Raw genomic sequence first — 25,068 nt, forward strand, 5'->3', positions numbered from 1 at the left:
TTAGAGTTCCCGCCGCAGATAGCGCACGCCCTTGCCGCGGTCGGCCAGCACGGCCCGGCCAACCTCAACAAAACCCAGCCGGTCGTGAAACGCATCCGAACCGGGGTTGGGCGGATCGTAATTGACCTCGCACACCACCTGGCTGTGGCCGTCTGCCCGGGCTGCTGCAAATACCGTATCGTACAACTGCCGGGCCAGGCCTTCGCCGCGCCGTGCGTCCGAAACCACGATGCGATCAACATAGACGAAGCGGTCATAGCGCGCCTTGAACCACAGGAAGTTCGGACTGTCGTAGTCGGTCGTCTGGTCGCACACGACGACCAGTCCGTCGCCGTCATCGACCGTCGCCGCCAGATAAGCCCCGCCAATCAATCGCTCCAGCGCAACGGGCGACAACGATGACAAAGCTTCGGCATGATCCTGATTGAGGCGATGGAGCTTTGCCAGACGCGCCGGATCGATCGGGGCGGACAGGCGGGTGATGGTGGGCGGATTTGGCATGGGCGCCAGTTGAGCCGCCTCTGGCGCGCTGGTCAACCGTAAGCATGCCTAACGGATGCAGATAATTTAATTCATTTGTATCGACAGGTGGTATCTTTATGTTCCGCCGTGCCCAAGCTTAGCCTATACAGGACAGCCATGCCGCATTTCGACCTGCCAGCCGTCCTGTCCGGGCTGGATATCAATCCGCTCTATTCCTTGTCCGGCCTCATGGTCGGTGTACTGGTCGGCCTCACCGGGGTGGGCGGCGGCTCCTTGATGACGCCGCTTCTGGTTTTGCTGTTCCACGTCCATCCCGCTACGGCGGTCGGGACGGATCTGCTATATGCCGCCGTCACCAAGGGCGTCGGCACGGCCATCCATGGCACCAAGCGCACCATAAACTGGATGATTGTCGGCCTTCTGGCGCTCGGGTCCATCCCTGCGACGATTGTCACCCTGTTCGCCATAAATCACTTTGGCAAGTCGGCGGCGATGTCGTCTCTGATTACCCATGTCCTGGGCTACACGCTGTTTGTCACCGCCGTCATGTTGCTCCTGCGTGATACGATTCAGCGTCTTGCGGCCCGGCGGCAGGAAAAGGCCGTGGCGGACCACCAGCCCCTGCATACCGGCCGCCGCGCCATCTTGACCGTCCTGACCGGCGTGATCCTCGGCTTTCTGGTTTCCTTGTCGTCCGTCGGGGCCGGTGCGCTCGGTGTCACGGCGCTGATCCTGCTGTACCCGCAATTGCCGACGGTCAAGATCGTCGGCTCCGACATAGCCCATGCCGTGCCTCTGACCCTATTGGCGGGCATGGGCTATCTGTTTATCGGCAATGTCGACCTCAACATGCTGGCTTCGCTGCTGATCGGCTCGATCCCGGGCATCATCATAGGCTCTCTGTTCGCGGCTAAGGTGCCGGAAAAGGTGCTGCGCGGCCTGCTGGCCACGGTTCTGACCCTGGTGGGTGTCAAGCTGGTCACGGGATAAGGATGTCGATCTTTTCCCACTGATAGTGAGTTTCGCTGTCGTCCCCGGTCTTTTTCTGACCTTCCATATTGTCCTGGCGCGCGGCTGTCATCAGAAGCGGCAGAAAGCGGTTGATGTCTTCGCGTGAGTTGAAATCGCAGTCCTTTTTGGGCTCTTCGCCCTTATTTTCGCCCCCGATGCTTTCGGCCACTGTGTCTTCGGAGGCGTTTTCGCTTGCCGGCAGGGCCGGGGGCGGATAGCCCGTCCGCATTTCGCAACTAAGGACCATGAGGTCTGCATGGGTTGTGCTTTTGGAGGTGAACCGGGCTGAGCTTGGAAAACGCAGGACGGCGTAGGATGACCGATCCGGCGTCCGGAACACATTGGCGCCCACCAGCCAATAGGCCTGTCCATCCGCCACACCGCCGTCGAACGCCTGCCAGGTTATAAGGGCATCGAGACTTTTTTCGGGGCTGACGGGCGTATTGGGCAGGACGGCTATGTCTGCGGCGTTGCCATGAAAAATCTCAATCGGGGGCGCGTTGTCGTCCGGGGATGTCGATACCAGACGGATGATTGGCGTGTCGCCGAACGGCGAGGGCGGGCGGGCCAGATCCGGGCCAATAGGCATACCGCCGCAGCCGCCCAGTCCGGTCACCAGAAAGGCCATGATCAGGCCGCGAAACCCGTTGTTCGGCATGTCCGTCTCGCTTCTGTTTATGGGGGAAAACTATATCACGAATTCGTGATCGTCAATGCGAACTGTGGAGGCCGTGTCACGGTATGACGCTGTTTTCCCCGCCTATCAGATTCTGCTTGTGAGGTGTTGTTTTGCCGTTAAGTTAGGTTAACGGCCTTTTGTGTGGGGTATGGGCCGTATGGGGGGCTATATTCGATGCGCAGGCAATTCCGGTACAAAGAGACGCGTTTCAAAGGATGGGCGGCGATGGCTGTCACCCTGGCTTTGTGTAGCTCGGGTCTGTGCGTCGCCGCGCCCGCTGTCGCCGAGCCGCCGGTATCAAGTTCCGGCACCGCCATCGCCATCATGCAGGCGACGAGCGCCATGCAGGCCGGCGATTGCGAAGGCGCCCTGGCGCCGCTCAATCAGCTCTGGCACGATCCCTATCTGGAACAGAATGACCCCGCCCTGGCCGCTCAGGTGCGGTTTCAGTTGATCGGCTGCACCCTACAGACGCGCGGCATCGCCGAAGCCCTGGCCTTATCGACGGAAAACGTATCGCGCGCGCGCGACATCAATGCCTATGACGTGCACGTTTTCCTGCAATTGCTGAACGATCAGCCGGACGCGGCAGCGGCAACGCTTGAAGCCGGGATGGCGAAATATCCTGAACAGGGACCCAACCTGACCGATGTAAGCGTTATCGGCGTCCTGCTGCACTTCCATGAGGACCAGCCTGCGCGCACCCTGGCCCTCATGAACCGGCTCGAGGAGGTCCACTGGCAGATCCATAACATCTCCGGACGGCCTCTGATCGGCCTGTTGCGGCTGGAAGGGCTGCGCGCCTCGGTGAAGAGCGGCGACGCGCTCCATGCCGAGCTCTATCGCGCGGGTCTGAAAACCGACAGCCTTTTCTACGTCCTTAGCCAGGGCGATGCCGATATCAGTGCCGCAGATGTGGCCGCCGCGCCGGTCGGTCCCGTCATTGCGCGCGAAATCGATGACGTGAAACGCGTTGTGGCAGGCAATCCCGCCGACCTGTTCTCTCTGAGCTATCTGATGACTTTGGAGCAGGTCAATAATCAGAATTCCCTGGCCCTGACTCAGCTTGAGGGTATTCTGGCCCTGGTCGATCAGTATGGTCTGGACAAGTTCGGTTCGCCGGAAACCTATCCGGAGCTTCTGACCACGCGCGCCGAGCTGCTTGCCAATGTCGGCCGCTATGGCGACTCCGGTGTGGCCTACGAAGACGGCGCGAAAAAGTTGGGCGCCGAAAAGGCCAGCCATCTTATGCTGTCCTATATGAACTTTCTGATCGACCGAGGACAGGAAAAGACCGCCTTGGGTTTGATCCCGCGCATTGATCAAAAAGGGCTCGACGATGACGGCAAGGTCATGCTGGTGATGAACGACGCCTGTGCGCAAGGCTATATGGGCGACAAGGCCGCGTTCGCCAACGACATGAAGGTGCTGGAGGGATCAGGCCTGGTGCAGGTCAAGCCCTATCTGTGCGCCGGCGACACCGAAAGCGCCGCCAGGGCCTTGATAACCGCTATCAACGATCCGGACAGCCGCGACCAAGTCATCGCGTTCCTGCAATTGGGCCTGCCGGGCCTGTCCTACAGCGAACGGGATGCCAAGCTGGTGGCGTCAATGCGGGCGCTGAAGCAGCGTCCTGATGTCCAGGCAGCCGCGAAGGCGAACCGCATCCTTATCCGGAGCTGGGATATCCGTCTCAACTGAGTTGGTGCGGTCAGGCGGCGTCGCAGGTTATGGCGATCGGAGCGGCTTTCGCGGCCTCTACGGTGCCGTTGAATTCCGTGCATTTTAACTGGTTCGCTGTTCCGGCGGTAGGGGACGAATAGACCCGCAGCGTTACCGACGGTTTGCCGTCAGTCGCGGTGCTCAGCACCTCCGGATCGATGCCCTTGCCGCTCAGCTTGACGGTCTGGGTGCTGGCGTCGATATCGGTCATATCCATGCCCAGATCGATTTGCCCGGCCTCATTGACCTTGTCCTTGGCAGTTTCAAGCGGTGAGCCGTGGTAATAGGCTTCGACGGTGGCTTTCTGGCCCAGAGACTTGAGTTTGGCGACGGCCGCGGGCGTGAAGGTTACGGCTGCTTCGTAGCTCATATCAGCCATCTGAGTGCCGCTGGCTTTTTCCGATTTGCCGCCGCATTGGCTGAGCATCACCCCCATCAGGACAGCCGAAGAGACAAATAGGGCGGGCTTGAAATGACGGAAGAGCATGACGGTTTCCTGTAGCAAAAAATCGGTCCTGGCGACCCCTGTCGGGCCGTCGATACAAAAAGCATTCGGAGAAGCCTGTAGTCGATCCTACCATGATGCGCCAGTCATAAAACTGTCGCAAAAATCAGGCGGGACCGCAATAGATCGCGACGGGCTTGGCCTGCGCCGTCTTGACGTAGTCCTGGAACACGCTGCACTGGACCCGTCCCGCCGTGTCCTTGACCGTGATCTGCACTAGGGGCGATCCGGTGTTGATGTCCTTGACACGATCCTTCGGCATGCCGTCGCCGGTCATGTGCACCGTCTGGTCGTGGGCGGCGACCTCAACCGTATCGGTGTTGAATTCGATGGCGCCACCGGCATTGGCCAGATGCATGGTTTCGGGGACGGGCAGGCCGTAATACTTGGCTGACACCGTCAGGGTCTGGGCTTTCGCTAAGGCCTCCGGTTTGACATGCAAGGCGATGTCGTAACTGAAATCGACCGGCTTGGGTGCCGCTGGAGCCGGCGCCTCCGCAGGCTTGGGCGAGCATTGCGTCAGCGCCAGTATGGCGGTGACAATGACGGCTTTGCGGACCATGGCGTTTTCCCCTGTTTGGTCCAGTTTAGCCTAAGACCGGGCGGAAACCAATCCACTGCCGGTGATCTTCAGCACCGGTGTAAAAGTCGGTTTGACACCAGGCAGTTTGACCGTCAGGCCGTCCATACCCAGCTCGAATGTCAACGGCTCGGCGTGGCCCAACAATTCGACCCTGTCGATGGTGCCCTTGCGTTGCGGTGCGCCGTCGGCCATCGAATAGATATGGACAAAGCCAGTGTCCGGCCAGGCCTGGACCAGGGCATAGAGCGCGTCCGGCTTGGTGGTGAAGCGGATATCCTCATGGCTGAACGGCTTTGCCTTTCCTTCGTCCATATGACCTTCCGAAGGGGGCGCGAACGGCCCTTCGCCGAAAATGTCCCAGGGGCGGGTGCCGAAGATGGCTTCGCCATTGACGGCCATCCAGGCCGCCATTTCGGTCAGGATCTTTTCTTCCTTTTCGTCGATTTCACCATTGCCGCGCACCGGGATGGACAGGAGCATATTGCCGTTCTTGGCGACGACGTCGGCCAGGCGCTGAATGACGTCGAGCGAGGTCTTGTAACCGTTGCGCTCATAGAGCGGTCGGTCGTAATGCCAGTTGCCGATGCAGGTGCAGGTCTGCCACGGGACCGGACGCAGATGGTCGGAATAGCCGCGCTCTATATCCTCGGTAATGGCCTTGCGTTGACGGTCGTCGAGCTTCTTGCCGGTAGCCACGACGTCCAGCTTGCCGTGCCACGCGTAGCTGGCATTGTAATAATAGGCGGTGGCGTCGAGCCCCGCCTGTTCAAGCGGCAGCGCCGTATCGTCGAAATAGACCAGGTCGGGCTTATATTTGTCGACCAGGTCGTTCTGGCGCAGCGCCCACTTTTTCACGAAATAGGGATCGTGCGGCGGCACGGTTTCCAACCACTGGCCCGAATGGCGGTCATTATATTTTTGCATGTCGTCCTTGGACGTAAGACCGTCCGGGGGCACCATGTCGCCTTGCGGCCCGGTATACAGCTCTTGCGGGTCGTAACCGTCCCACCACTGACCCTTACCGTCCGCCTTTTTTAGGCGATAGGCGTCGTAGCGCAGGCCACGCGCCGGTCCTTCGGCATCGTAGCCATAGGCCGTCTGCCACCAATGCCAGGCGTGTGCGCCGTGATTGGAGACGCCAAAGCGCAGGCCCGCCGCCCGCGCCGCCTTGGCCCAGGTGCCGACAATATCGCGTTTGGGGCCCAGCTTGGTTGCGTTCCATGCCTGGTATTTCGAATCGAACATGTCGAAATTATCGTGGTGGTTGGCCAGGGAGACGAAGTACTTCGCACCCGCCGCCTTGTAGAGGCCGATCAGGCGCTCAGGGTCCCATTTATCGACGCTCCAGCCATTGATGAACTGCATGAAGCCGAACTGGGCCGGGTGGCCATAGGTCTTGACGTGGTGTTCGTAAACAGGATTGCCCTGCTGATACATCTGGCGGCCGTACCAGTCGCCGAATTCCGGCACGCATTGCGGGCCCCAATGCGCCCAGATGCCGAGCTTCGCATCGCGGAACCAATCGGGCGTCTGGTAGTGTTCGGCCAGGGAGTCCCAACTGCCCTTGAAGGGGGCGGTAGATTTTTTCGATGCAGCAAGGCTCGGCGTCGTCACGGTGAGCGTCGTAAGGGCCGCGCTGGAAAACGTAGCCGTCGCGGTACTCATCAGGGTGCGGCGTGAAATCATCTGTCTATTCCTTGTATAGCGTCGCCGGGTATAGCGTCGCCGGATTTACCGTCATCTGCGACGGATCGGCAGGCAGGAGGGCAGAGCTGGAATAGGGACGGCCAAAAAGCGCAGTGATTCGCGCGAAATCAGGCGTCATGGTCGTCTCCCCCATTGGCTGTTCTTGGTAGTTGTACGGCGGCTTGGTGCGCCCCTTTGGGTCCCTATAGCGTCAAAAAATCCGGCCTTTTTCAAGCTTTTTCCGCAAGATTTTTTTATAAGCAGTATCTATTTCACATTTGAAAAATCACGACATGGACTTTGATAAGTGAAGCGATTTGCCAAGGGCGGGATTGCGCCCTATACAAACGTTTACACGGCAATAAATGCTCAGAATACGGCACAGGGGACCCATGGCGCGCAAGCTGGGACGACGCGGAGGCAATATCGTGACCATTCATGATGTGGCGCGGCATGTTGGCGTGTCGCCCATGACCGTGTCGCGGGTCATCAATGGCGAAAAGAATGTGCGCGAAGAGACGCGGGCCAAGGTCATGGCCAGTGTTGAGGCGCTGAACTATTCACCCAACCTGGCTGCCCGTTCCCTGGCCACCCAGGATTCCGCCCGCATCGGTTTGCTTTATTCCAACCCGTCTGTGGCCTTCCTGTCGGAATTTCTCCTCGGCATCCTGTCGGAAAGCTCGCAAAGCGGTGCGCAACTGCTTATCGAAAGCTGCGAAGGTCCGGAAGGGGCGACCGTCGCGCTGGAAAAGATGAAGGCCGGTGGCTGCGACGGCGTCATCCTCTCGCCGCCGCTCAGCGATTCGACGCGGGTCGCCAAGATTCTCAAGGACATGAACCTGCCCTTCGTTGGCGTCGCCATGGCGCGGCCCGACCCGACCGTGTCCTGCGTCACCATCGACGATTTCAAGGCGGCCAAGGCCATGACGCGGCGGCTGATCGAACTGGGCCATCGGCGCATTGCCTTCATCAAGGGGCATCCGAACGCCTATGCCAGCCAGATTCGTTATGATGGCTTCCTGGCCGCCATGGCGAAGTCCGGGCTTGAGGTCGAGGACAACTTTGTGGGCCAGGGCTATTTCACCTACCGCTCCGGCTTTGACGCGGCCGAACGCCTGCTCAGCCACAAGGACAAACCGACGGCCATTTTCGCCTCGAACGATGACATGGCCGCCGGCGCCGTCGCCGCCGCGCATCGCATCGGCCTGGACGTCCCGGATCAGGTGACGGTGGTGGGCTATGACGATACGGCCATGGCCTCGTCCGTCTGGCCCGAACTAACGACCGTGCGCCAACCCATTTCCGACATGGCCGGTCTGGCGGTGCGCCTTCTCCTCGACCAGATTCGCGCCTATCGTATGGGCAAGCCGTTCGAAGCTGTTCGTGAGGTGCGCGACTTTTCACTGATTGAGCGCCAATCGTCGGCGGCGATTCCGGAGGCGTAGGGGGCGCGGCACGCGTTTTACAAAAAACATATTTTTCTTGACAGATGGGGCGTTGTACCAGATTGGTAGCGCTAACAATAAAAAGCGGTCCGTCAGCATGTACGGGCCTGTCAAACGGGTAGAGAAGACGAGGGTAAACGGCCCTCACATCTATTGAAGGACTTATAGGAATGCCCGATTTTCTGCCTGAGGATTGGCGGAACGCGACCTTGATTGGTCGCATCCAGACGACGGACGGCCCGACGCCGATCCTGATCAAGAATGGCGACGTTTTCGACATGTCGCCGGTCGCTCCGACCGTTTCCCAGCTTCTGAAAGCGTGGCCGGAAACCGGCGTGCCCGAAGGCGGGCTTCCGCTCGGCCACCTCGACGACTTCGACTTTGCGAAGGTCTGGATCGGCAATCGCGGTGACAATCAACTCCTGTCGCCGATCGATCTGCAATGCGTCAAGGCCGCCGGCGTCACCTTCGCCGTGTCGGCGGTGGAACGCGTCATCGAAGAACGCGCCCGTGGCGATTCCGATAAGGCCCAAGACATCCGTAATGCCCTGGCTGAACGTGTCGGCGCCGATATCCGCTCGGTCAAGCCGGGGTCCGAAGCCTCGGCCAAGCTGAAGGCCGCGCTCATTTCCGATGGGCTGTGGTCGCAATATCTCGAAGTCGCCATCGGCCCTGACGCCGAGGTCTTCACCAAGTCGCCGGTTCTGTCGAGCGTCGGCTGGGGGGATGAGGTCGGCGTGCGTTCCGACTCCACCTGGAACAACCCCGAACCCGAAGTCGTCATGGTCGTCACGCCGCAGGGCCGCGCCGTCGGCGCCACGCTCGGCAATGACGTTAACCTGCGTTGCTTCGAAGGCCGTTCTGCCCTGCTGCTCGGCAAGGCCAAGGACAACAATGCCTCCTGCGCGCTCGGTCCCTTCATCCGCCTGTTCGATGACGGCTTCACCATCGATGACGTGCGCACCGCCGTGCTCGACCTGAAGATCGACGGTCCGGAAGGCTATGAGCTGGTCGGTCGTTCGACGATGAGCGAAATCAGCCGCGACCCGCTTGACCTGATCGCCCAGGCGATGAGCGAGCACCACTATCCGGACGGTTTCGTTCTGATGCTCGGCACCTTGTTCGCGCCGACTCAGGATCGCGATGTCCCGGGCCGTGGCTTCACCCATAAGGTGGGCGATGTCGTCACCGTCTCATCGCCCAAGCTCGGGCGCCTGGAAAACCGCGTCACCACGTCGAAAGACGCGCGTGAGTGGACCTTCGGTATCGCCGACCTGATGCAAAACCTGGCCGACCGGGGGCTGCTGAAAGCCCGCAATACGGCCCAACCCAAAAAAATAGCCTCCTAACCAGTGAGTACCGCCATGTCGTCTGCCATTTATCCCAGCCTTAAGGGCCGCAAGGTGTTGATCACCGGCGGCGGTTCCGGCATCGGCGCGGGGCTTGTCGAAGGCTTTGTCCGTCAGGGCGCCCGTGTCCATTTCATCGACCTGGTCGATGACGTGTCGGCGGGCCTTTCGGGTGATAATGCGCCTGTGTTTCACAGGTGCGACCTGACCGACACGCCCGCGCTTGAACGGACCCTGGCCGTTATCCTGGCGGACGGCCCGGTACATATTCTGCTCAATAACGCCGCGCGTGACGACCGGCACAGCCTGTCGGAAGTCACGTCGGAATTTTTCGACAAGAATATCGCCGTCAACCTCAAGCACATGATGATATGCACGCGCCTGATCGCGCCGGGCATGAAGGCGGCCGGCGGCGGGGCCATTATCAATTTCGGCTCGATCTCGTGGCACCTGGGCCTGCCGGACCTCGTGCTCTACGAAACCGCCAAGGCGGCGATCGAAGGCATGACCCGCGCCCTGGCCCGCGAATTGGGGCCGGACAATATCCGCGTCACCACCATCATTCCCGGTAATGTGAAAACGCCGCGCCAGATGAAGTGGTATACACCCGAAGGTGAGCGCCAGATCGTCGAAGCGCAATGCCTGCCCGGCCGCATTGTGCCGGAAAACGTCGCCGCCCTGGCCATGTTCCTGGCTTCGGATGATGCGTCTTTGTGCACCGGCCACGGCTACTGGATCGACGCTGGCTGGCGGTAGTCTTCGCGGTTTTCTTGGCCCTCTCCGGCGTGCCGGGGAGGGGAGCCGCACGGTTTCTGACTTCTCAACGAGACATGCATGACCGAGCTTTTCAAACCAAACTGTATCTGGGACCTCAAGGCCACCCTGGGGGAAGGGCCGATCTGGTCCGCCCGCGATCACGCCGTCTGGTTCGTCGATATCAAACAGCAGCATGTCCATCGCTACGACGTTCGCACCGGCGCGAAACAGACCTTCAATGCGCCATCGCCCTGCGGTTTCATCGCCCCGAAACGGCGCGGCGGCTTCATCGTCGGCTGCAAGACAGGCCTGTATGATTTCAATCCCGATGGCGGTGTGTTCACCCTCCTGACCCATGTCGAGCCGGGATTGCCGACCAACCGTCTCAATGACGGCTATGTCGACGCTCAGGGGCGCCTGTGGTTCGGCTCAATGGACGACGACGAGGAGCGTCCGACCGGCAAGCTCTATCGCTACGATGGGCGCGGCCTGAATGTCATGGACGACGATTACGTCATCACCAACGGCCCGGCCGTGTCACCCGACGGCAAGACCCTCTATCACAACGACACGCTGAAAAAGCATATCTATGCCTTCGATCTCGATGCCGACGGCCATCTGTCCAATAAGCGGCTGTTCGCGCAGCTCGACGCGGCGGGCAAGACGGGCGCGCATGGCGAAGGCTATATGGACGGCCCCGTCGTCGATAGCGCCGGCAATGTGTGGAACGCGCTGTTTTTCGGCTGGGGCATCAACTGTTACGCGCCCGATGGCCGCCTGATCCGTACCGTCCGCTTCCCGGTATCCAACGTCACCAAGATCGCCTTCGGCGGCGCCGATCTCAAGACCGTCTACGCCACCACGGCGGCCAAGGGCCTGTCGGCCGAAGATATCCAGACACAACCCCTGGCCGGCGGCCTCTTCACCTTCCAAACCGACATCGCGGGTCAGCCGCAGTATGAGATTGCACATGTCTAACTATGACGCGCAAAAGCCGAAGCGCATTCCGGCGACCCCCAATGGCCGTTTCCGGTCGCAGGAATGGTTCGAGGCCCCCGGCCATATCGACATGGCGGCGCTCTACCTCGAACGCTTCATGAACTACGGCATCACGCCGCAGGAACTGCGCTCCGGCCGGCCGATCATCGGCATCGCCCAGTCGGGCTCCGACCTCAGCCCGTGCAACCGCATCCATATGGAACTGGCCAAACGCACCCGCGAAGGCATCCGCGACGCGGGCGGCATCTGCATCGAATTTCCGGTCCATCCGATTTTTGAGAACTGCCGCCGCCCCACCGCCGCCATCGACCGCAATTTGTCGATGATGACCCTGATCGAAATCCTGCATGGTTACCCCATCGATGCGGTTGTTCTGACGACCGGCTGCGACAAGACCACGCCCGCGGGCATCATGGCGGCCACCGCCGTCGATATACCGGCCATCGTCCTGTCGGGCGGGCCGATGCTCGATGGCTGGCACGAAGGCGATCTGGTCGGCTCCGGCACGGTCATCTGGCGCGCCCGCCGCAAGCTGGGGGCGGGTGAGATCACCGAAGAGGAATTTATCGACATGGCCTGCGCCTCGGCGCCGTCGGCGGGCCATTGCAACACCATGGGCACGGCCTCGACCATGAATGCGGTCGCCGAAACCATGGGGCTGTCGCTTCCCGGTTGCTCGGCCATTCCCGCGCCTTATCGCGAACGCGGCCAGATCGCCTATGAGACCGGCGTGCGCATCGTCGAAATGGCCTATGAAGACCTCAAGCCGTCGAAAATCCTGACCAAGGCATCGTTCACCAACGCCATTGCCGCCGTCGCCGCCATCGGCGGATCGACCAACGCCCAGCCGCACATCGTCGCCATGGCGCGTCATGCCGGGGTCGAGATTACGGATGCCGACTGGATGGATGCGCACGACATCCCGCTCATCCTCAACATGCAGCCGTCGGGCAAGTATCTGGGAGAACGTTTCCACCGCGCCGGCGGCGTGCCTGCCATCCTGGCGGAACTGCTCGACGCCAATCTGATCGACGGATCGGCCGCCACCATTACCGGCAAGACGATCGCTGAGAATAATACGGGCAAGAACAGCAAGGATCGCGAGATGATCCGCACCATCGCCGAGCCGATGATGGAACGCGCCGGTTTCATGGTGCTCAAGGGTAATCTGTTTGACTACGCCATCATGAAGACCTCGGTGATCTCCAAGGAGTTTCGTGATCGCTATTTGTCGGAACCCGGTAATGAGAACATCTTCGAAGGCAAGGCTGTCGTCTTCGACGGCTCGACCGATTATCACAACCGCCTGAACGATCCGGCGCTCGGCATCGATGAGCGCACCATCTTGGTCATTCGCGGCTCGGGCCCGGTTGGCTGGCCGGGATCGGCCGAGGTGGTCAATATGCAGCCGCCCGACGCCTTGCTGAAACGCGGCATCACCTCGCTGCCGACGCTTGGCGATGGTCGCCAGTCCGGCACGTCGGACAGCCCGTCGATACTTAACGCCTCGCCGGAAAGCGCCGTCGGTGGTGGCCTGGCCTGGTTGCGGACCGGCGACATCATCCGCATCGACCTTAACGCCGGCACCTGCGACATGCTGGTCGACGCCGATGTTATCGAAACACGCAAAAAGGAGGGCTTACCACCCATTCCGGAAAGCCAGACGCCGTGGCAGGAAATCTACCGCGCCACGGTATCGCAATTGCACACCGGCGCCGTCATGGAGCCCGCGTTGAAATACAAAAGAATTGCCGAGAAGATGCCGCGGCATAATCACTGAGTACAGGCCGTAATGGTGCAATGCATCATTGCGGCTTGTTTTGTTAGCGTTATCATTTTGCAGCTCAGCAAAAGCGAATTTTTGTCTAAGTGGTTAGAAAATATCGCGCTTTTCGATTGATTTGTTTGCGAAGAGCCAATTTTCGACTAAGCTTTTCACACGCGCGGGGAAGACCGGACATAAGCCACAAGATCCGCAGTCCGAACGCGCCGGGTTTAGGGAAAACGCGGACCATGTCCGCCTATAAGGGAGTGAGAGGCACATGTCCTCAGCAACGAAGTCCGTCAATATGGGACTGGTCATGGGGCTCGCCATTGGCGCGGCGCTTGGCGGTCTCCTGTTCGGTTACGATACCGCCGTCATTTCCGGTGCGGTTGAAGCGATCGATCATAATTTTGTCCAGCCGCGCACGGAATTGAGCGAGCTGGCGCGCAACGCCATGACCGGCAACGCGGTCGGGATCGCCCTGTGGGGCTGTTTTGTGGGGTCTTTGGTCGCGGGGCCGCTGGCCACACGCATCGGCCGCCGCATGGGCATGATGATTGCCGCGGTCCTGTTCTTCATCTCGTCGATCATGGCCGGTTATCCGGAGCTGGGTCTGGGCGCCATCGGCGGCATGGGCCCCGATGCCTTAACGCCCTTCATGGTTTATCGCTTCCTCGGCGGTTGCGCCATCGGCATGGCGTCGCTGATTTCGCCGCTGTACATCGCCGAAATCGCCCCGGCCAAACAACGTGGCCTGCTGGTGACGTTCCAGCAGATCGCCATCGTCGGCGGCATGCTTCTGGTCTATTTCGTCAATCTGAAGATCGGTCAGATGGGAGACGACGCATGGGTCCTGTCCACGGGCTGGCGTCACATGCTGGCGTCGTGCGCCATCCCCGCCGCGCTCTTCTTCCTGGCCGCCTTCTTCATGCCGGACACGCCGCGCTGGTACGTCATGAAGGGCAAGGAAGACAAGGCGATGAAGCTTCTGACTGCGCTCGACGGTCCTGACGTGGCGCAAAACACCATGGCGGAAATCAAGGACAGCCTTCAGGCCCATTCCGGCAAGCTGTTTTCGTTCGGTGCAGGCGTTATCGTCGTCGGCGTCCTCCTCTCGGTTTTCCAGCAGTTTGTCGGCATTAACGCCGTTCTGTACTACGCCCCGCTGATGTTCAAGAACATGGGATCGGGCACCAATACCGCCCTGTTGCAGACGGTTATCGTCGGCGCCGCCAATGTGCTCTTTACCCTGGTCGCCACGGTCACGGTCGATCGCTGGGGCCGCAAGCCGCTGCTCATCCTGGGGGCCATCATGATGGCGATCTCGATGGCCCTGCTCGGCTATTTCTTTCAGACCCATACCGAAGGCACGGCGCTGCTCTATGCCGCCATCTTCTATATCGCCGGTTTCGCCCTGTCGTGGGGCCCGGTCGTGTGGGTGCTGTTGTCGGAAATGTTCCCGAACTCGATCAAGGGACCGGCCATGGCCGTGGCCGTCGCCGCCCAGTGGATTTCCAACTATATCGTCACCGCTTCCTTCAAGGTGGTGGACGGCGATACGGCGATCAATGCCGTCTTCAATCATGGCCTGAACTACTATGTCTATGCCGGCTGCTCGGTCCTGGCCGCGCTGTTCGTGTGGAAATTCGTGCCTGAAACCAAGGGCAAGACGCTGGAAGCCATTGAAGGCCTCTGGAAGAAATCGTAATCTACCCTATGTAAGTACGGGGCGGAACCTTACAGGGATTCCGCCCTTATTCTTTCAGCGCTCAAGCAGCGAAGCGGTAGCGCAAGGGAAAGGCGCTAAAGCAGCGAAGCGGTAGCGCAAAAAAAGAAGAAAGAGACCTAAAAAATGCTGCGCTTAAGTTCCGGCGATACCTGGCTCGATATCAACCCTGAGGTGGCCGGCAGTGTGTCGCGCCTGGTACGCGACGGCCAGGATGTCTTGCGTCCGACGCCCGAAGGCGCGACCGACGCCCTGCAAACCGCCTGCTTCCCGCTTGTGCCCTTCGCCAACCGGATTCGTAATGGCAGTTTTGTCTTCGAAGGGCATAAGGTCAAGCTGGCGCCCAACCTGGGGGACGACCCCCATACCCTGCACGGGCAGGGCTGGCGCAGGCCCTGGCAGGTTATCGAGGTGACCTCGACGCGGGCTGTGCTCGGCTACCATCATTTTGCCGATGAGTGGCCGTGGGAATATGAGGCGACCCTGATCTACGAATTGCGCGCCGATGGCTTGCGCTGTTTCCTGAATGTGAAGAATCTGTCGAAAGCCATCATGCCGGTGGGGTTGGGCTTTCACCCCTATTTCAATCGCCGGCCCGAATCGCGGCTCAAGGCGACGGTCGATGGCGTGTGGATTTCAGACGAAGAAACCCTGCCGCGCAACTGGCATGCCGGCGTGTTGAAAAAGGACTGGACGCACGGCGATGCCGTCGCGCACGACATCACCATCGACAACGCCTATACCGGCTTCAAAGGGCGGGCGGAAATCTATGACGGCGACCGCCTGACCCATACCTTGCGGGCGTCGCCCGACTGCCACTGGATGCACGTCTTTGTGCCGCTCGACGAAGACTATTTCTGCGTCGAGCCGGTCAATCACATGCCGGACCCGTTCAACCAGCCGAACAGCGGCCTGAAATGCCTGAAAAGCGGCGAAACCCAGATGACGTGGATGGATATCGCCCTGGCGTAATCGCCGAGGAGATTTAGAGCCTTCGTCGGCTCAGTTGAGCCGCCTCATGGCTCTCATTTTTTGTAACGCCTCATGTTTTTCCGAAAAGTGGGGGCCACTTTTCGGCATGAGGCTCTAATTCACCCAGCCGCCGTCGATGACGTGGGTGGTGCCGGTGGTGAAGCTCGATTCGTCCGACGCCAGATACAGCGCCAGATTGGCCAGTTCTTCCGTCCGGCCGAAGCGCCCCATGGCCTGGCGGGCGGTAAATTCGCCATAGGCCTTATCGAAATCGCCTGTATCGCGCAGCCGCTGAAGCAGGGACGGGGTCTCGACCGTGCCGGGGCAGATGGCGTTGCAGCGGATGCCCTGGGCCACGAAATCGGCGGCGACGGACTTGGTCAGGCCGATGACGGCGGCCTTGGTGGCGCCGTAGGCGAAGCGATTCGGGATGCCTTTGACCGATGACGCGATGGACGACATGTTGATGATCGAACCGCCGCCGTTTGTCAGCATGGCGGGCATGAAGGCGCGGATCATGCGGTACATGGCCGTGACATTGAGGTTGAGCGAAAATTGCCACGCCTCTTCGTCGCACTCCAGAATCGTGCCGGCGTGGACATAGCCCGCGCAGTTATAGAGCACGTTTACGTCTGGAAATTCCTCCGCAATCGCCTTTACGGCGGAAGCATCGGTAACATCGAGCCGGCGCGTCGTTGCGCCGGCAAAGTCGGCGAGCGTATCGGCATTGATATCGGTGGCGATAACCGTGGCGCCTTCCTTCAGGAACAGCTCGGCCGTCGCGCGGCCGATACCCTGACCGGCGGCGGTGATGATGGCGGTTTTTCCGGTTAAACGTCCCATTTCATAGTCTCCTTAGTCCGGAACTCAAACGTCTTCCTGGGTTCCGGCAAATGCAATTATGCGTCCTGTCTTTACGAAAACGCGGGCCTGGCGCGCAGCGGCAGGCAAGCCGGGCCGACGGGATCGAACGCCTTGTAGGTCAGGATAAATTCCTGGTGGCCCATCTGTTCGCTGAGAGATTGTTCGCCCGCCGCGACGCGCAGCACCAGATCGGTGATTTCCGTTCCGACCTCATCGATCGTAGCACCGCCTTCCATGATCCGTCCGGCATTGACATCCATGTCGCCTGCCAGCTTGCGGTAGGTTTCCGGATTGGCGCAAACCTTGATGACGGGTGAGATCGCCGACCCGACCACGCTGCCGCGACCGGTGGTGAATATCGTCAGGTGTGCGCCGCAGGCAATCATTTCGACGATTTCCGCATTATCGGAAATGTTCGGGAACCCGAAGCGCGGTTCGCCGTCCGGCACGACATCCAGCAGGTAAAGCCCGCCGGACGGCGGTATGTCGCCCGGTTTGATGATGCCGCATATGGGGGCCGATCCGGACTTGGAATAGGCGCCCATCGATTTTTCTTCCTGGGTGGTCAACCCGCCTTCGGCGTTTCCGGGTGCGAAGGACCCATAGCCCATGACGGTGTAATAGGCCTCGGCCTTAAGGACCGCGGCTTCCAGTTCGGCACCCAGTTCGGGGGTGATGGCGCGTGACGCCATGATCTTTTCGCAGCCGACCAGTTCGCCGGTTTCTTCGAAGATGCAGGCCGCACCGGCGGCGCCCAGCGTATCGAACGTCCGCCCGACCGCGGGATTGGCGGTGATGCCGGACGTGCCGTCCGATCCGCCGCAAATCGTGCCGATGACCAGTTCGGATACCTCCATGGCGACGCGCGGCGTCTGGCTGGCGATATCCTGTACCCGTTTCACGGCGGCCACGCCCTTGCGGATGGTCTCCAGCGTCCCGCCCTCATTCTGGATGACGAAGGTTTCGACCGGCCGGCCTGACCCGGTGATGTGGCGCCCCAGGGCGTCGCGGTTGAAGCTTTCGCAGCCAAGCGACACCAAGACCGCACCGCCGACATTGGGATGGGTGCACAGGGCCTCCATCATGTCATAGGCATAGGTGTTGGGATAACAGCCGGGGAACCCGATCAGGTGAACTTCGCTGTCGTTGCAGGCATTGACGATCTTGCGCGCAACGTGGTGGGCGCATTCGACCAGATAGACGACGACGGTAACGTTGCGGATGCCCTTGCGACCGTCGGGACGCAGCCAGGCGTCAAAGGTCGGATAGGGCGCGGTGGGCTTAGTGTCCATGGCCGGTGACCTCACGCGTATGGCTCTTGATGTAATCGCTTTGCATATTGTGCATGTGTACGTGCGCGCCTTGTTGCACATCGGTCTTCATCGATCCGATGGGGGCACCGTATTTGATGATCTTTTCGCCGGTTCTGAGGGCGCGGCGGGCAATCTTGTGGCCGACATCGATCTCATCGGCCAGGATGACGGCATCGCCATCTATTACCACGGACTGGCCGCGCTGGGCGTGTTGGCGGCAAACCAGGACGTTGTCATCGGGATGAAGCAGCAGGAAGGGACTATCGCTCATATCGCCACCGTCGCTTTGGGGAGGGGGGCATCGGCGTGCAGCAGGTTTTCGTGTCGCAAATCGTCCCACAGGGCGTCCGGTATGCGCGTGGAAAACAGCGCCAGATTCGCCTCGACCTGCGTGGCGGCCGCCATGCCGGGAATGACGCTGACCACGGACGGATGTCCAAGCGGGAATTGCAGGGCGGCGGCGGCCAGCGGCACGCCATGGGCGGTGCAAACGGCCTTAAGCCGGGCGACGCGCGCGGCGACGGCGGGCGGAACCGCGCCGTAATCGTAATGGTCGTCTCCGATCAGGACGCCGGAATTGAAAGGCCCGCCGACAATCACCGACACACCCTTGCGGTCGCACAAAGGCAGGAAACTGTCGAGCGCGGTCTGTTCCAGCAAGGTGTAGCGCCCGGCCAGGAGAACGGCGTCGAGATCGCAATGGGCCATCACGTCTTCGCACACCTGCCATTCGTTGACGCCCATGCCGATCGCGCCGACCCGGCCACTGGCCTTCAGGTCGGCCATGGCGCGGTATCCGCCGTCGAGGAAATCGCGCATATGGCGGTCGGCGTCCGGGCCGTGGGTGGCGCGGCCCAGATCATGCACGAGCAGAAGATCTATGCGATCGACGCCAAGCCGTTTCAGGCTGTCTTCGAAACTGCGGCCTATACCGGCGGCGCTGTAGTCGAAGGCGACGTCAAAGGGATCGCCGTCAATGAAGCCATGCCGTTCGGTGCCGGGGGGCGGGGGATCGATGGGGCTCAGGACGCGGCCGACCTTGGTCGACACGGTCGTACCGGGCCTGAGGTGTGCGCCGACGCGCCGTTCCGATAGCCCCTGGCCGTAATGTGGCGCGGTGTCGATGTAGCGGATACCGGCGTCGAGTGCACCCGTCAGCGCTTCGCGCGTCTCATCGTCGGAAATCTTGCGGTAAAGATTACCCAATGCCGCCGCGCCGTAGCCAAGCGAGCTTACCTCGACAGATGTCGATCCCAGCCGGCGATCGGGAATTATATAAGCGGGCGTCACCTAAGCGTCTTCTCTGCTCTGCACTTCATTCAAGTTTGAAAGTGTTATTATAGATGAAACCCATACCGCCGCATTATGGGTGACGCAAGACCTATCCGCCGAGCATCTTGCTTAAAGTTCTAGCCGTGTCTTTCAGGCAGGCCAAGGCGTCCGGCATACTGATGCCATCGCCGACATGGATCCACGGCATGGTCAGGGCAGCCACGGTTGTCACGTCATTGCTTACCGGACAGGAAATGTCGGTAATCCCGTCTATATAGCTGGAGGCCGCTGTAAAATGGCCTTGCTGGGCCACCTTTTCAGCATCGGCTTCGAAGGCTGCCCAGGCATCGGGTGTCAGGCCGCGACGCAGAACGGCACGCCACTGTTCGCGGATTTTCGGCTTTTGAAAGGCGTAAAGCACGGTGCCGGAAGTCGAAGCCGTCAAAGGGCGCTGATACCCGACGCGGACTGAAAAGCCGAGATCGCCCGGCGCTTCGATGCGGGCGATGACCACCATGCGGTCGTCTGAGGCGATGGCCAAGTGACAGGCCTGACGGGTCTGGTCGCTCAGCGACTGCATCAGCGGCAGGGCGCTGGCCAGCAAGTTCTGGCTGGGTCCACGTGAAATGCCCAGGGAAAAGAGCTTGTTGGTCAGCTCGAACCCGTCGGCATTGGCGGCTGTGGCGACATAGCCGCGCGTCTCCAGAACCTGCACCATGCGGAACAGTTCGCTGACCGAGCGTTCAAGCCGGGCCGAAATCTGCGACAGAGTCATGGGCGATTTGGCGCTCGCCAGCAGTTCCAATACGTCCAATCCCTTTTCCAGTGCGGGCGCACGGTACTTGGTAGCGGCTTTGTCGGGCATGGGGTGAACCTTAATTCAGCGTGTATAGGGTGTTTGCCGTGGCGCCCATGATGGCGTCGCGTGTTGTCTTGGGTTTGTCAGCCAGCCAGCGAATTGTCCAGTCGAACCAATGGCGATAGCTGTCTTTCAGCAGAACAACCGGCCAGTCGGACCCCCACATCAGGCGGTCGGGACCAAAAACGGCAAGCAGATGATCGACATAGGGCGTCAAGGCGTCAGACGATTGTCCGGGGCCTGATTCGGTCAGAAGGCCCGACAGTTTGCAGGCCACATTGCTGTTTTCGGCCACGGCGGCAATGGCGTCCATCCATTCAGCTGGCTTGCCCGAGCCGATGGGCGGCTTGGCACCGTGGTCGATGATGATGCGTAAGCCCGGATACCGCTTGGCCAGGGTGTCGATATGGGGCAAGTGGCGGGGAAAGACGAGCGCATCGAATGTAAGCCCCTGCGCCACCATGGCCTCTAGCGCGGGTTGCGCGCCGGGTGACAGGATCCAGTCGTCGCGCTCAAGGCCTTGCAGCATCGGGCGCAGGCCTTTCAGCTTCGGCTGGCGCGCCAGATAGGCTATATTTTGCGCGGCGCGCGGCGATTCAAGATCGGTCCATCCCACCACGGCCTTGATGAGTGGAACCGCCGCCGCGACACGCAGCAGCCAGAGCGTATCGGTTTCGGACGGTTGCGATTGCACCAGAACCGTACCGGTCAGGCCCAGCCCGTGCGATGCGGCCATCAGGTCCTTTACGCCGAAATCGCGATAAATGTCGGCCAGGTCCGGCGTGGGCCAGCTATGGTCGTTCTGACCGATCTGCCAGAGGTGTTGGTGGGAATCGATGATCATGGGTGCGGTTCGGCTGCGAGTTTAGTGCCCGCCGGAAACGGGCAGGGCGGTGCCGGGGGCGGCAGATTTGGACCCCAGGCCGTACAAGGCGATGACGATAAAGCAGACCAGCGGCACGTATATGGCCGTTCTGATATGGATCATATCCGACACCACGCCCATGATGGCGGTCAGCACGGCGCCGCCAATGATCGCCATAACGACGAACGATGCGCCGATCTTGGTCAGTGGGCCCAGCCCCCGAACCGAGGTGGCGAAAATGGTCGGGAACATGATCGACATGAAGAAGGAGGCGGCGACCATGGCGTAAAGGCCGTATTGCCCGCCCACCGTCGCGGCATAGCCAGTCAGGGCTATGTTCACCACCGCAAACCCGCCAAGCAGGCGGGTGGCCGAAACCACACGCAACAGGGCGGTGCCGGCGAAACGCCCGACGGCGAATAAAACCAGGGCGGCGATGACGTAACTGGCCGCCGCCTTGTCCGTCAGTCCGATTTCGGCTTGGGCGTAGCGGATGGTATAGCTCCAGATACCGACCTGAGCCCCGACATAGAAGAACTGCGCCACCACACCCATCAGGAAATGCCGGTGTTTGAAAAGACCGGTCACGCTGACCTTTTCTGCCTGTGCTTCCGCGACGCTGGCGGTTGCGGCCTTGGGGAATTTCGACAGCCCGACCAGCAAGGCCCAGGCCAGGACAACGCAGCCGATCACGATATAGGGCATCTGCACCGCCTTGGCTTCGCGGACCAGATCGGCGGCGTCGAGCTTTTCCAGGCCGGACAGGATGAAGGTTTGGCCGACCCACAGACCGACCAGCGACCCCAGCGGGTTGAAGGATTGCGCCAGATTGAGGCGGAAGGCGGCGTGCTTTTCGTCACCCAATATGGTCATCAGCGGGTTGGCGGAGGTTTCCAGAAACGCCAGGCCGGCGGCGATGACGAACAGCGACCCCAGCAGCCAACCATACTGGCGGAATTCCGCGCCGGGATAAAAGGAAAAGGCGCCGATGGCGAAGATGCACAGGCCGGTGACCACGGCCGCCTTGTAGCCGAAGCGCCGCATCAGAAGGCCCGCGACCGGCGCCATGAAGAAGTATCCGAGATAGAAGGATTGCTGCACCAGACTCGATTCGAAGTCGGTGAGGGTGAAAGCCTTCTTGAACTGCGGTATCAAGATATCGTTGAGATTGTTCGCCATGCCCCAGAAGAAGAACAGAGCGGTGATCAGGATGATCGGCCAGAGGGCGGCCAGGCCTTTTACGGGGGCCGTGTCCTTCGAGGCGTCATCGGACGGTGGTGTCATATCGTTTAATCCCTGTTCTGGTCGCGTCGGCTTTTTATTAGTGTAAATTACCATCACATATGAATGGATTGGTCAAATATGAAATATGAATCCGTGTTTGCACTTGGCGCAATTCGCCTTTATATACTCAGACAATTTTGAGGCTGCGGGCCACGTAAAATCCGTCTATCTCTCAGAAAAGAAACAGGAAAAATGGATGCCTTCCACGTCTGAAAAATTCGTCTATGCGCTCGATCTCAAGGACGATCCGGATTTGATCGCGCAATATAAGGCCTGGCATGCGCCGGGTCAGGTGCCTGCCGCGATCAATGCTTCCATACGTGACGCGGGTATCGCGGCGCTGGAAATCTATCTGGTCGGCAACCGCATGTTCATGATCCTGACACCGGGGCCGGATTTCGACGCCGACCGGAAAGCCGCGGCCGATGCCGCCAGTGAAGACGTGCAAAAATGGGAAGCCTTGATGTGGGAGTTCCAGCAGGCGCTGCCTTTTGCCGCGCCGGGGCAAAAGTGGGTGGCGATGGATCGAATCTATTCGCTCGCCGAGCAAATTTAATTATACTATAATTTACAACGGCCGGCCGCCGCGCTAAGTACGGCCGCAAGAAAGTCAAGGAAACGGACCTATGGGATTATTTGGTAAGAAGCCTTTGAAAATTGGCCTGATCGGGCTCGGCAAGATCGCGGTCGATCAGCATATTCCGTCGATCCGCGCCAACAAGCACCTGCAACTGGTTGCCGGCTGTTCGCCGCGCGCCCGTCCCGAGGGTATCCAGGCCTATGATGACCTGGACGCCATGATGACGGCGCACCCGGAAATCGAAGCCATCGCCATCTGCACCCCGCCGCAGATTCGTCACGAAATCGCCAAGCAGGTCATCGGCATCGGCCGTCACGTCTTCCTGGAAAAGCCGCCCGCGGCGACATTGGGTGAAGCTGAGGCGATCAAGGCCCTGGCCGCCGCCAAGGGCGTCAGCCTGCTGGCCTCGTGGCATTCGCGTTTCGCCCCGGCCGTCGAAGCGACGCGCAAATGGGTCTCAGAGCGCGAAATCAAGAGCATCACCATTCACTGGAAGGAAAATGTCCGCCAATGGCATCCTGGCCAGGCGTGGATTTTCGAGCCCGGTGGCATGGGCGTCTTCGACCCCGGCATCAATTCGTTGTCGATTCTGACCCGCATTCTGGCCGACGCGGTCATGGTCAAAAAGGCCGATCTGCATATTCCGGTAAATTGCGATGCGCCGATCCAGGTCGAAATGGATATGGTGACCGAAGCGGGCTTCCCGATCCGCGCCGAATACGATTTCCTGCAAACCGGCGTGCAGACCTGGAGCATCTATATCGAATCCAAGGCCTATGAAAAGCTTACCCTGTCCATGGGCGGGACCGAGCTGGAAATCGACGGCCGGACTGTGATCAAGCAGAAGGAAGCCGAATATTCCGGCCTCTACGCCCATTTCCATGACCTGATCCGCAAGGGCCAGTCCGACGCCGACTTCTCGCCGCTGCGCATCGTTGCCGATGCCATGCTGTTGGGTAAGCGGATCGCCGCGCCCGAATACATCGAGTAGTGCGAGAAGTGCCGGCTTTTGGCACGGGGCTGAATAAGCAACCTTATACCGCCCTGCTTGCGGGGCGGGGGACTGCACGACGCGCGTAGCGCTAGATGTGGTGGTGGGGGCCTTGCCTGGCCGTGATGCGCTCGATTGCCAACAGTATGATACCATCGGCGACGCTATCCGCATCCGCAAATACGGCCGCAGCCGAAATGCGATAAACATCAAGACCGCTGGCTTTTAACCAGTCATCCCGAACTTCGTCGCGTTGAAAATGGTCCTCTTCACCATGAAGCCCGCCATCGACCTCAATGACCAATTTGGCCTGGCTGCAATAGAAGTCGGCAATATAGGGACCAATGGCTTCCTGCCTGCGGAACACGGGCTTGCCGGGGGCACGCGCCTTTAATCGCACCCAAAGCAAATATTCGGGTGGCGTTAATGTCTTTCGCATTTTGCGGGCGAGATCGTACTTGGGTTTCACGGCAGAACTATAGCCTGTGTGTCCTGTCGAACAAGGCCCCCACCACCACATCTCGCCAGCGTAGCCGCTGTCTCGTGCGGTCCCCCGCCCCACGGGTGGGGCGGTATAAGGTTGTTGGCTCAGCCCTACGCCAAAACCGGCTAGCGCCGCAGACTGCCAATTTCACCGATGTATTCGGGCGCGGCGATCCTCTTACCCAGCAGCATGGCGTCGGCAACGATACGCAGCGGCGAGAAGTCGGCTTCCTTCTGCTTGATCACGGTCCCGCCCATGCACACGATGGGCTTTTGGTAGGCCTTGGATTCGATATAGATTCTCCAGGTCTGGATGCCGGTTTGAACAGCAAAAACTTTCCCCATCAGCGCGGATTGACTTTCTTCCTTATACCGCCCTGCTTGCGGGGCGGGGGACCGCACGACGCGCGTAGCGCTAGATGTGGTGGTGGGGGCCTTGCTTCGCCCGACGCTCAGACTATGGTTTCTGCCATGAAACCCAGGTACGATCTCGCGCGCAAAATGCGAAAGACATTAACGCCAACCGAATATTTGCCTTGGGCGCGATTAAAGGCACGTGACCCCGGCAAGCCGCTGTTCCGCAGGCAGGAAGCCATTGGCCCCTACATTGCCGACTTCTATTGCAGCCACGCCAAATTGGTCATTGAGGTCGATGGTGGGATTCATGGAGAAGAGGAAAATTTTCAACGCGACACGGTCAGGGATGACTGGTTGAAAGCCAACGGTCTTGCCGTCTATCGCATTTCGGCTGCTGCGGTATTTGCGGATGCCGATAGCGTCGCCGATGGTATCATACTGTTGGCGATCGAGCGCATTACGGCCAGGCAAGGCCCCCACCACCGCATCTAGCGCTGCGCGCGTCGTGCGGTCCCCCGC

The 25,068-nt window shown here is 60.3% G+C and carries 27 protein-coding genes; 12 read left to right on the forward strand and 15 right to left on the reverse strand.

Annotated elements, in window-relative coordinates:
- Nucleotides 1-537 carry a GNAT family N-acetyltransferase gene (locus AEAC466_RS34875; protein WP_235074278.1) on the reverse strand — a complete coding sequence of 179 codons (537 nt, stop codon included), beginning with the start codon at nt 535-537 and terminating at the stop codon, nt 1-3.
- A 102-nt stretch (nt 538-639) separates the two neighbouring features.
- On the opposite strand from AEAC466_RS34875, the gene AEAC466_RS34880 reads away from it, so the two are divergent.
- Nucleotides 640-1,473: a sulfite exporter TauE/SafE family protein gene (locus tag AEAC466_RS34880; RefSeq protein WP_023458495.1), complete on the forward strand. Its 834-nt coding sequence runs from the start codon at nt 640-642 to the stop codon at nt 1,471-1,473.
- Here the strand turns inward: AEAC466_RS34880 and AEAC466_RS34885 are convergent.
- On the reverse strand, nt 1,463-2,152 hold the full coding sequence (locus AEAC466_RS34885) for a hypothetical protein (protein WP_023458496.1): 690 nt from the start codon (nt 2,150-2,152) through the stop codon (nt 1,463-1,465). The genes AEAC466_RS34880 and AEAC466_RS34885 overlap by 11 nt on opposite strands.
- Nucleotides 2,153-2,398: 246 nt before the next feature.
- On the opposite strand from AEAC466_RS34885, the gene AEAC466_RS34890 reads away from it, so the two are divergent.
- Nucleotides 2,399-3,874, forward strand: coding sequence for a hypothetical protein (locus tag AEAC466_RS34890; protein WP_023458497.1), 1,476 nt, complete (start codon nt 2,399-2,401; stop codon nt 3,872-3,874).
- 10 nt (nt 3,875-3,884) lie between these two features.
- Here the strand turns inward: AEAC466_RS34890 and AEAC466_RS34895 are convergent, their stop codons facing one another.
- The 4 genes from AEAC466_RS34895 to AEAC466_RS45135 all read right to left on the reverse strand — a co-directional run bounded on the left by AEAC466_RS34895 (nt 3,885) and on the right by AEAC466_RS45135 (nt 6,808).
- Entirely contained in the window at nt 3,885-4,382 is a 498-nt protein-coding gene (locus AEAC466_RS34895) for a hypothetical protein (protein ID WP_023458498.1), read from the reverse strand.
- A gap of 124 nt (nt 4,383-4,506) precedes the next feature.
- Nucleotides 4,507-4,962 (reverse strand): hypothetical protein, encoded by a 456-nt coding sequence (locus AEAC466_RS34900; protein ID WP_023458499.1) that lies wholly within the window; start codon nt 4,960-4,962, stop codon nt 4,507-4,509.
- Nucleotides 4,963-4,992: 30 nt separating this feature from the next.
- Nucleotides 4,993-6,669 (reverse strand): alpha-L-fucosidase, encoded by a 1,677-nt coding sequence (locus tag AEAC466_RS34905; protein WP_023458500.1) that lies wholly within the window; start codon nt 6,667-6,669, stop codon nt 4,993-4,995.
- Nucleotides 6,670-6,673: 4 nt separating this feature from the next.
- Nucleotides 6,674-6,808 (reverse strand): hypothetical protein, encoded by a 135-nt coding sequence (locus AEAC466_RS45135; protein WP_255346295.1) that lies wholly within the window; start codon nt 6,806-6,808, stop codon nt 6,674-6,676.
- Nucleotides 6,809-7,061: 253 nt separating this feature from the next.
- On the opposite strand from AEAC466_RS45135, the gene AEAC466_RS34910 reads away from it, so the two are divergent.
- From AEAC466_RS34910 to AEAC466_RS34940, 7 genes are all read left to right on the forward strand, one after another.
- The gene (locus tag AEAC466_RS34910) at nt 7,062-8,114 is read left to right on the forward strand and encodes a LacI family DNA-binding transcriptional regulator (RefSeq protein ID WP_023458502.1); all 1,053 of its coding nucleotides are present in this window, start codon (nt 7,062-7,064) and stop codon (nt 8,112-8,114) included.
- 164 nt (nt 8,115-8,278) lie between these two features.
- Nucleotides 8,279-9,463, forward strand: coding sequence for a fumarylacetoacetate hydrolase family protein (locus tag AEAC466_RS34915; RefSeq protein WP_235074291.1), 1,185 nt, complete (start codon nt 8,279-8,281; stop codon nt 9,461-9,463).
- 15 nt (nt 9,464-9,478) lie between these two features.
- Entirely contained in the window at nt 9,479-10,219 is a 741-nt protein-coding gene (locus AEAC466_RS34920; RefSeq protein WP_023458504.1) for an SDR family NAD(P)-dependent oxidoreductase, read from the forward strand.
- Between the two features lie 78 nt (nt 10,220-10,297).
- Entirely contained in the window at nt 10,298-11,197 is a 900-nt protein-coding gene (locus tag AEAC466_RS34925; protein ID WP_023458505.1) for an SMP-30/gluconolactonase/LRE family protein, read from the forward strand.
- Nucleotides 11,190-12,998, forward strand: coding sequence for an IlvD/Edd family dehydratase (locus tag AEAC466_RS34930; RefSeq protein ID WP_023458506.1), 1,809 nt, complete (start codon nt 11,190-11,192; stop codon nt 12,996-12,998). The genes AEAC466_RS34925 and AEAC466_RS34930 overlap by 8 nt, the downstream gene beginning before the upstream one ends.
- Before the next feature lie 262 nt (nt 12,999-13,260).
- The gene (locus tag AEAC466_RS34935) at nt 13,261-14,691 is read left to right on the forward strand and encodes a sugar porter family MFS transporter (protein WP_023458508.1); all 1,431 of its coding nucleotides are present in this window, start codon (nt 13,261-13,263) and stop codon (nt 14,689-14,691) included.
- Nucleotides 14,692-14,835: 144 nt separating this feature from the next.
- Nucleotides 14,836-15,681: an aldose 1-epimerase gene (locus AEAC466_RS34940; RefSeq protein ID WP_023458509.1), complete on the forward strand. Its 846-nt coding sequence runs from the start codon at nt 14,836-14,838 to the stop codon at nt 15,679-15,681.
- A gap of 114 nt (nt 15,682-15,795) precedes the next feature.
- On the opposite strand, the gene AEAC466_RS34945 is transcribed toward AEAC466_RS34940, so the two are convergent.
- The 7 genes from AEAC466_RS34945 to fucP all read right to left on the reverse strand — a co-directional run bounded on the left by AEAC466_RS34945 (nt 15,796) and on the right by fucP (nt 22,138).
- The gene (locus AEAC466_RS34945; protein ID WP_023458510.1) at nt 15,796-16,524 is read right to left on the reverse strand and encodes an SDR family oxidoreductase; all 729 of its coding nucleotides are present in this window, start codon (nt 16,522-16,524) and stop codon (nt 15,796-15,798) included.
- Nucleotides 16,525-16,595: 71 nt separating this feature from the next.
- Nucleotides 16,596-17,837 carry a UxaA family hydrolase gene (locus AEAC466_RS34950; protein WP_023458511.1) on the reverse strand — a complete coding sequence of 414 codons (1,242 nt, stop codon included), beginning with the start codon at nt 17,835-17,837 and terminating at the stop codon, nt 16,596-16,598.
- Complete coding sequence (locus AEAC466_RS34955) at nt 17,827-18,129, reverse strand: UxaA family hydrolase (RefSeq protein WP_023458512.1); 303 nt, start codon at nt 18,127-18,129, stop codon at nt 17,827-17,829. The genes AEAC466_RS34950 and AEAC466_RS34955 overlap by 11 nt, the downstream gene beginning before the upstream one ends.
- Complete coding sequence (locus AEAC466_RS34960; RefSeq protein ID WP_023458513.1) at nt 18,126-19,148, reverse strand: aldo/keto reductase; 1,023 nt, start codon at nt 19,146-19,148, stop codon at nt 18,126-18,128. The genes AEAC466_RS34955 and AEAC466_RS34960 overlap by 4 nt, the downstream gene beginning before the upstream one ends.
- A 91-nt stretch (nt 19,149-19,239) precedes the next feature.
- Nucleotides 19,240-19,995 carry an IclR family transcriptional regulator gene (locus AEAC466_RS34965; RefSeq protein ID WP_023458514.1) on the reverse strand — a complete coding sequence of 252 codons (756 nt, stop codon included), beginning with the start codon at nt 19,993-19,995 and terminating at the stop codon, nt 19,240-19,242.
- 10 nt (nt 19,996-20,005) lie between these two features.
- Nucleotides 20,006-20,833 carry an amidohydrolase family protein gene (locus tag AEAC466_RS34970; protein ID WP_023458515.1) on the reverse strand — a complete coding sequence of 276 codons (828 nt, stop codon included), beginning with the start codon at nt 20,831-20,833 and terminating at the stop codon, nt 20,006-20,008.
- 21 nt (nt 20,834-20,854) lie between these two features.
- Entirely contained in the window at nt 20,855-22,138 is a 1,284-nt protein-coding gene (gene fucP / locus AEAC466_RS34975; protein ID WP_023458516.1) for an L-fucose:H+ symporter permease, read from the reverse strand.
- A gap of 196 nt (nt 22,139-22,334) precedes the next feature.
- Between fucP and AEAC466_RS0122455 the strand changes: the two genes are divergently transcribed.
- A complete protein-coding gene (locus AEAC466_RS0122455; RefSeq protein WP_031238893.1) occupies nt 22,335-22,694 on the forward strand; it encodes an L-rhamnose mutarotase in 360 nt (119 codons plus the stop codon).
- Nucleotides 22,695-22,764: 70 nt separating this feature from the next.
- Nucleotides 22,765-23,709 carry a Gfo/Idh/MocA family protein gene (locus AEAC466_RS34980; protein ID WP_023458518.1) on the forward strand — a complete coding sequence of 315 codons (945 nt, stop codon included), beginning with the start codon at nt 22,765-22,767 and terminating at the stop codon, nt 23,707-23,709.
- Between the two features lie 91 nt (nt 23,710-23,800).
- Here AEAC466_RS34980 and AEAC466_RS34985 read toward each other — a convergent pair whose 3' ends face one another.
- Entirely contained in the window at nt 23,801-24,229 is a 429-nt protein-coding gene (locus tag AEAC466_RS34985) for an endonuclease domain-containing protein (protein WP_255346296.1), read from the reverse strand.
- Between the two features lie 89 nt (nt 24,230-24,318).
- Entirely contained in the window at nt 24,319-24,537 is a 219-nt protein-coding gene (locus AEAC466_RS34990; RefSeq protein WP_023458520.1) for a hypothetical protein, read from the reverse strand.
- Nucleotides 24,538-24,663: 126 nt separating this feature from the next.
- Between AEAC466_RS34990 and AEAC466_RS34995 the strand changes: the two genes are divergently transcribed.
- Complete coding sequence (locus AEAC466_RS34995; RefSeq protein WP_023458521.1) at nt 24,664-25,041, forward strand: endonuclease domain-containing protein; 378 nt, start codon at nt 24,664-24,666, stop codon at nt 25,039-25,041.
- Nucleotides 25,042-25,068 lie beyond the last annotated feature (27 nt).

This window comes from Asticcacaulis sp. AC466 (genome assembly GCF_000495815.1).
Lineage (GTDB): Bacteria > Pseudomonadota > Alphaproteobacteria > Caulobacterales > Caulobacteraceae > Asticcacaulis.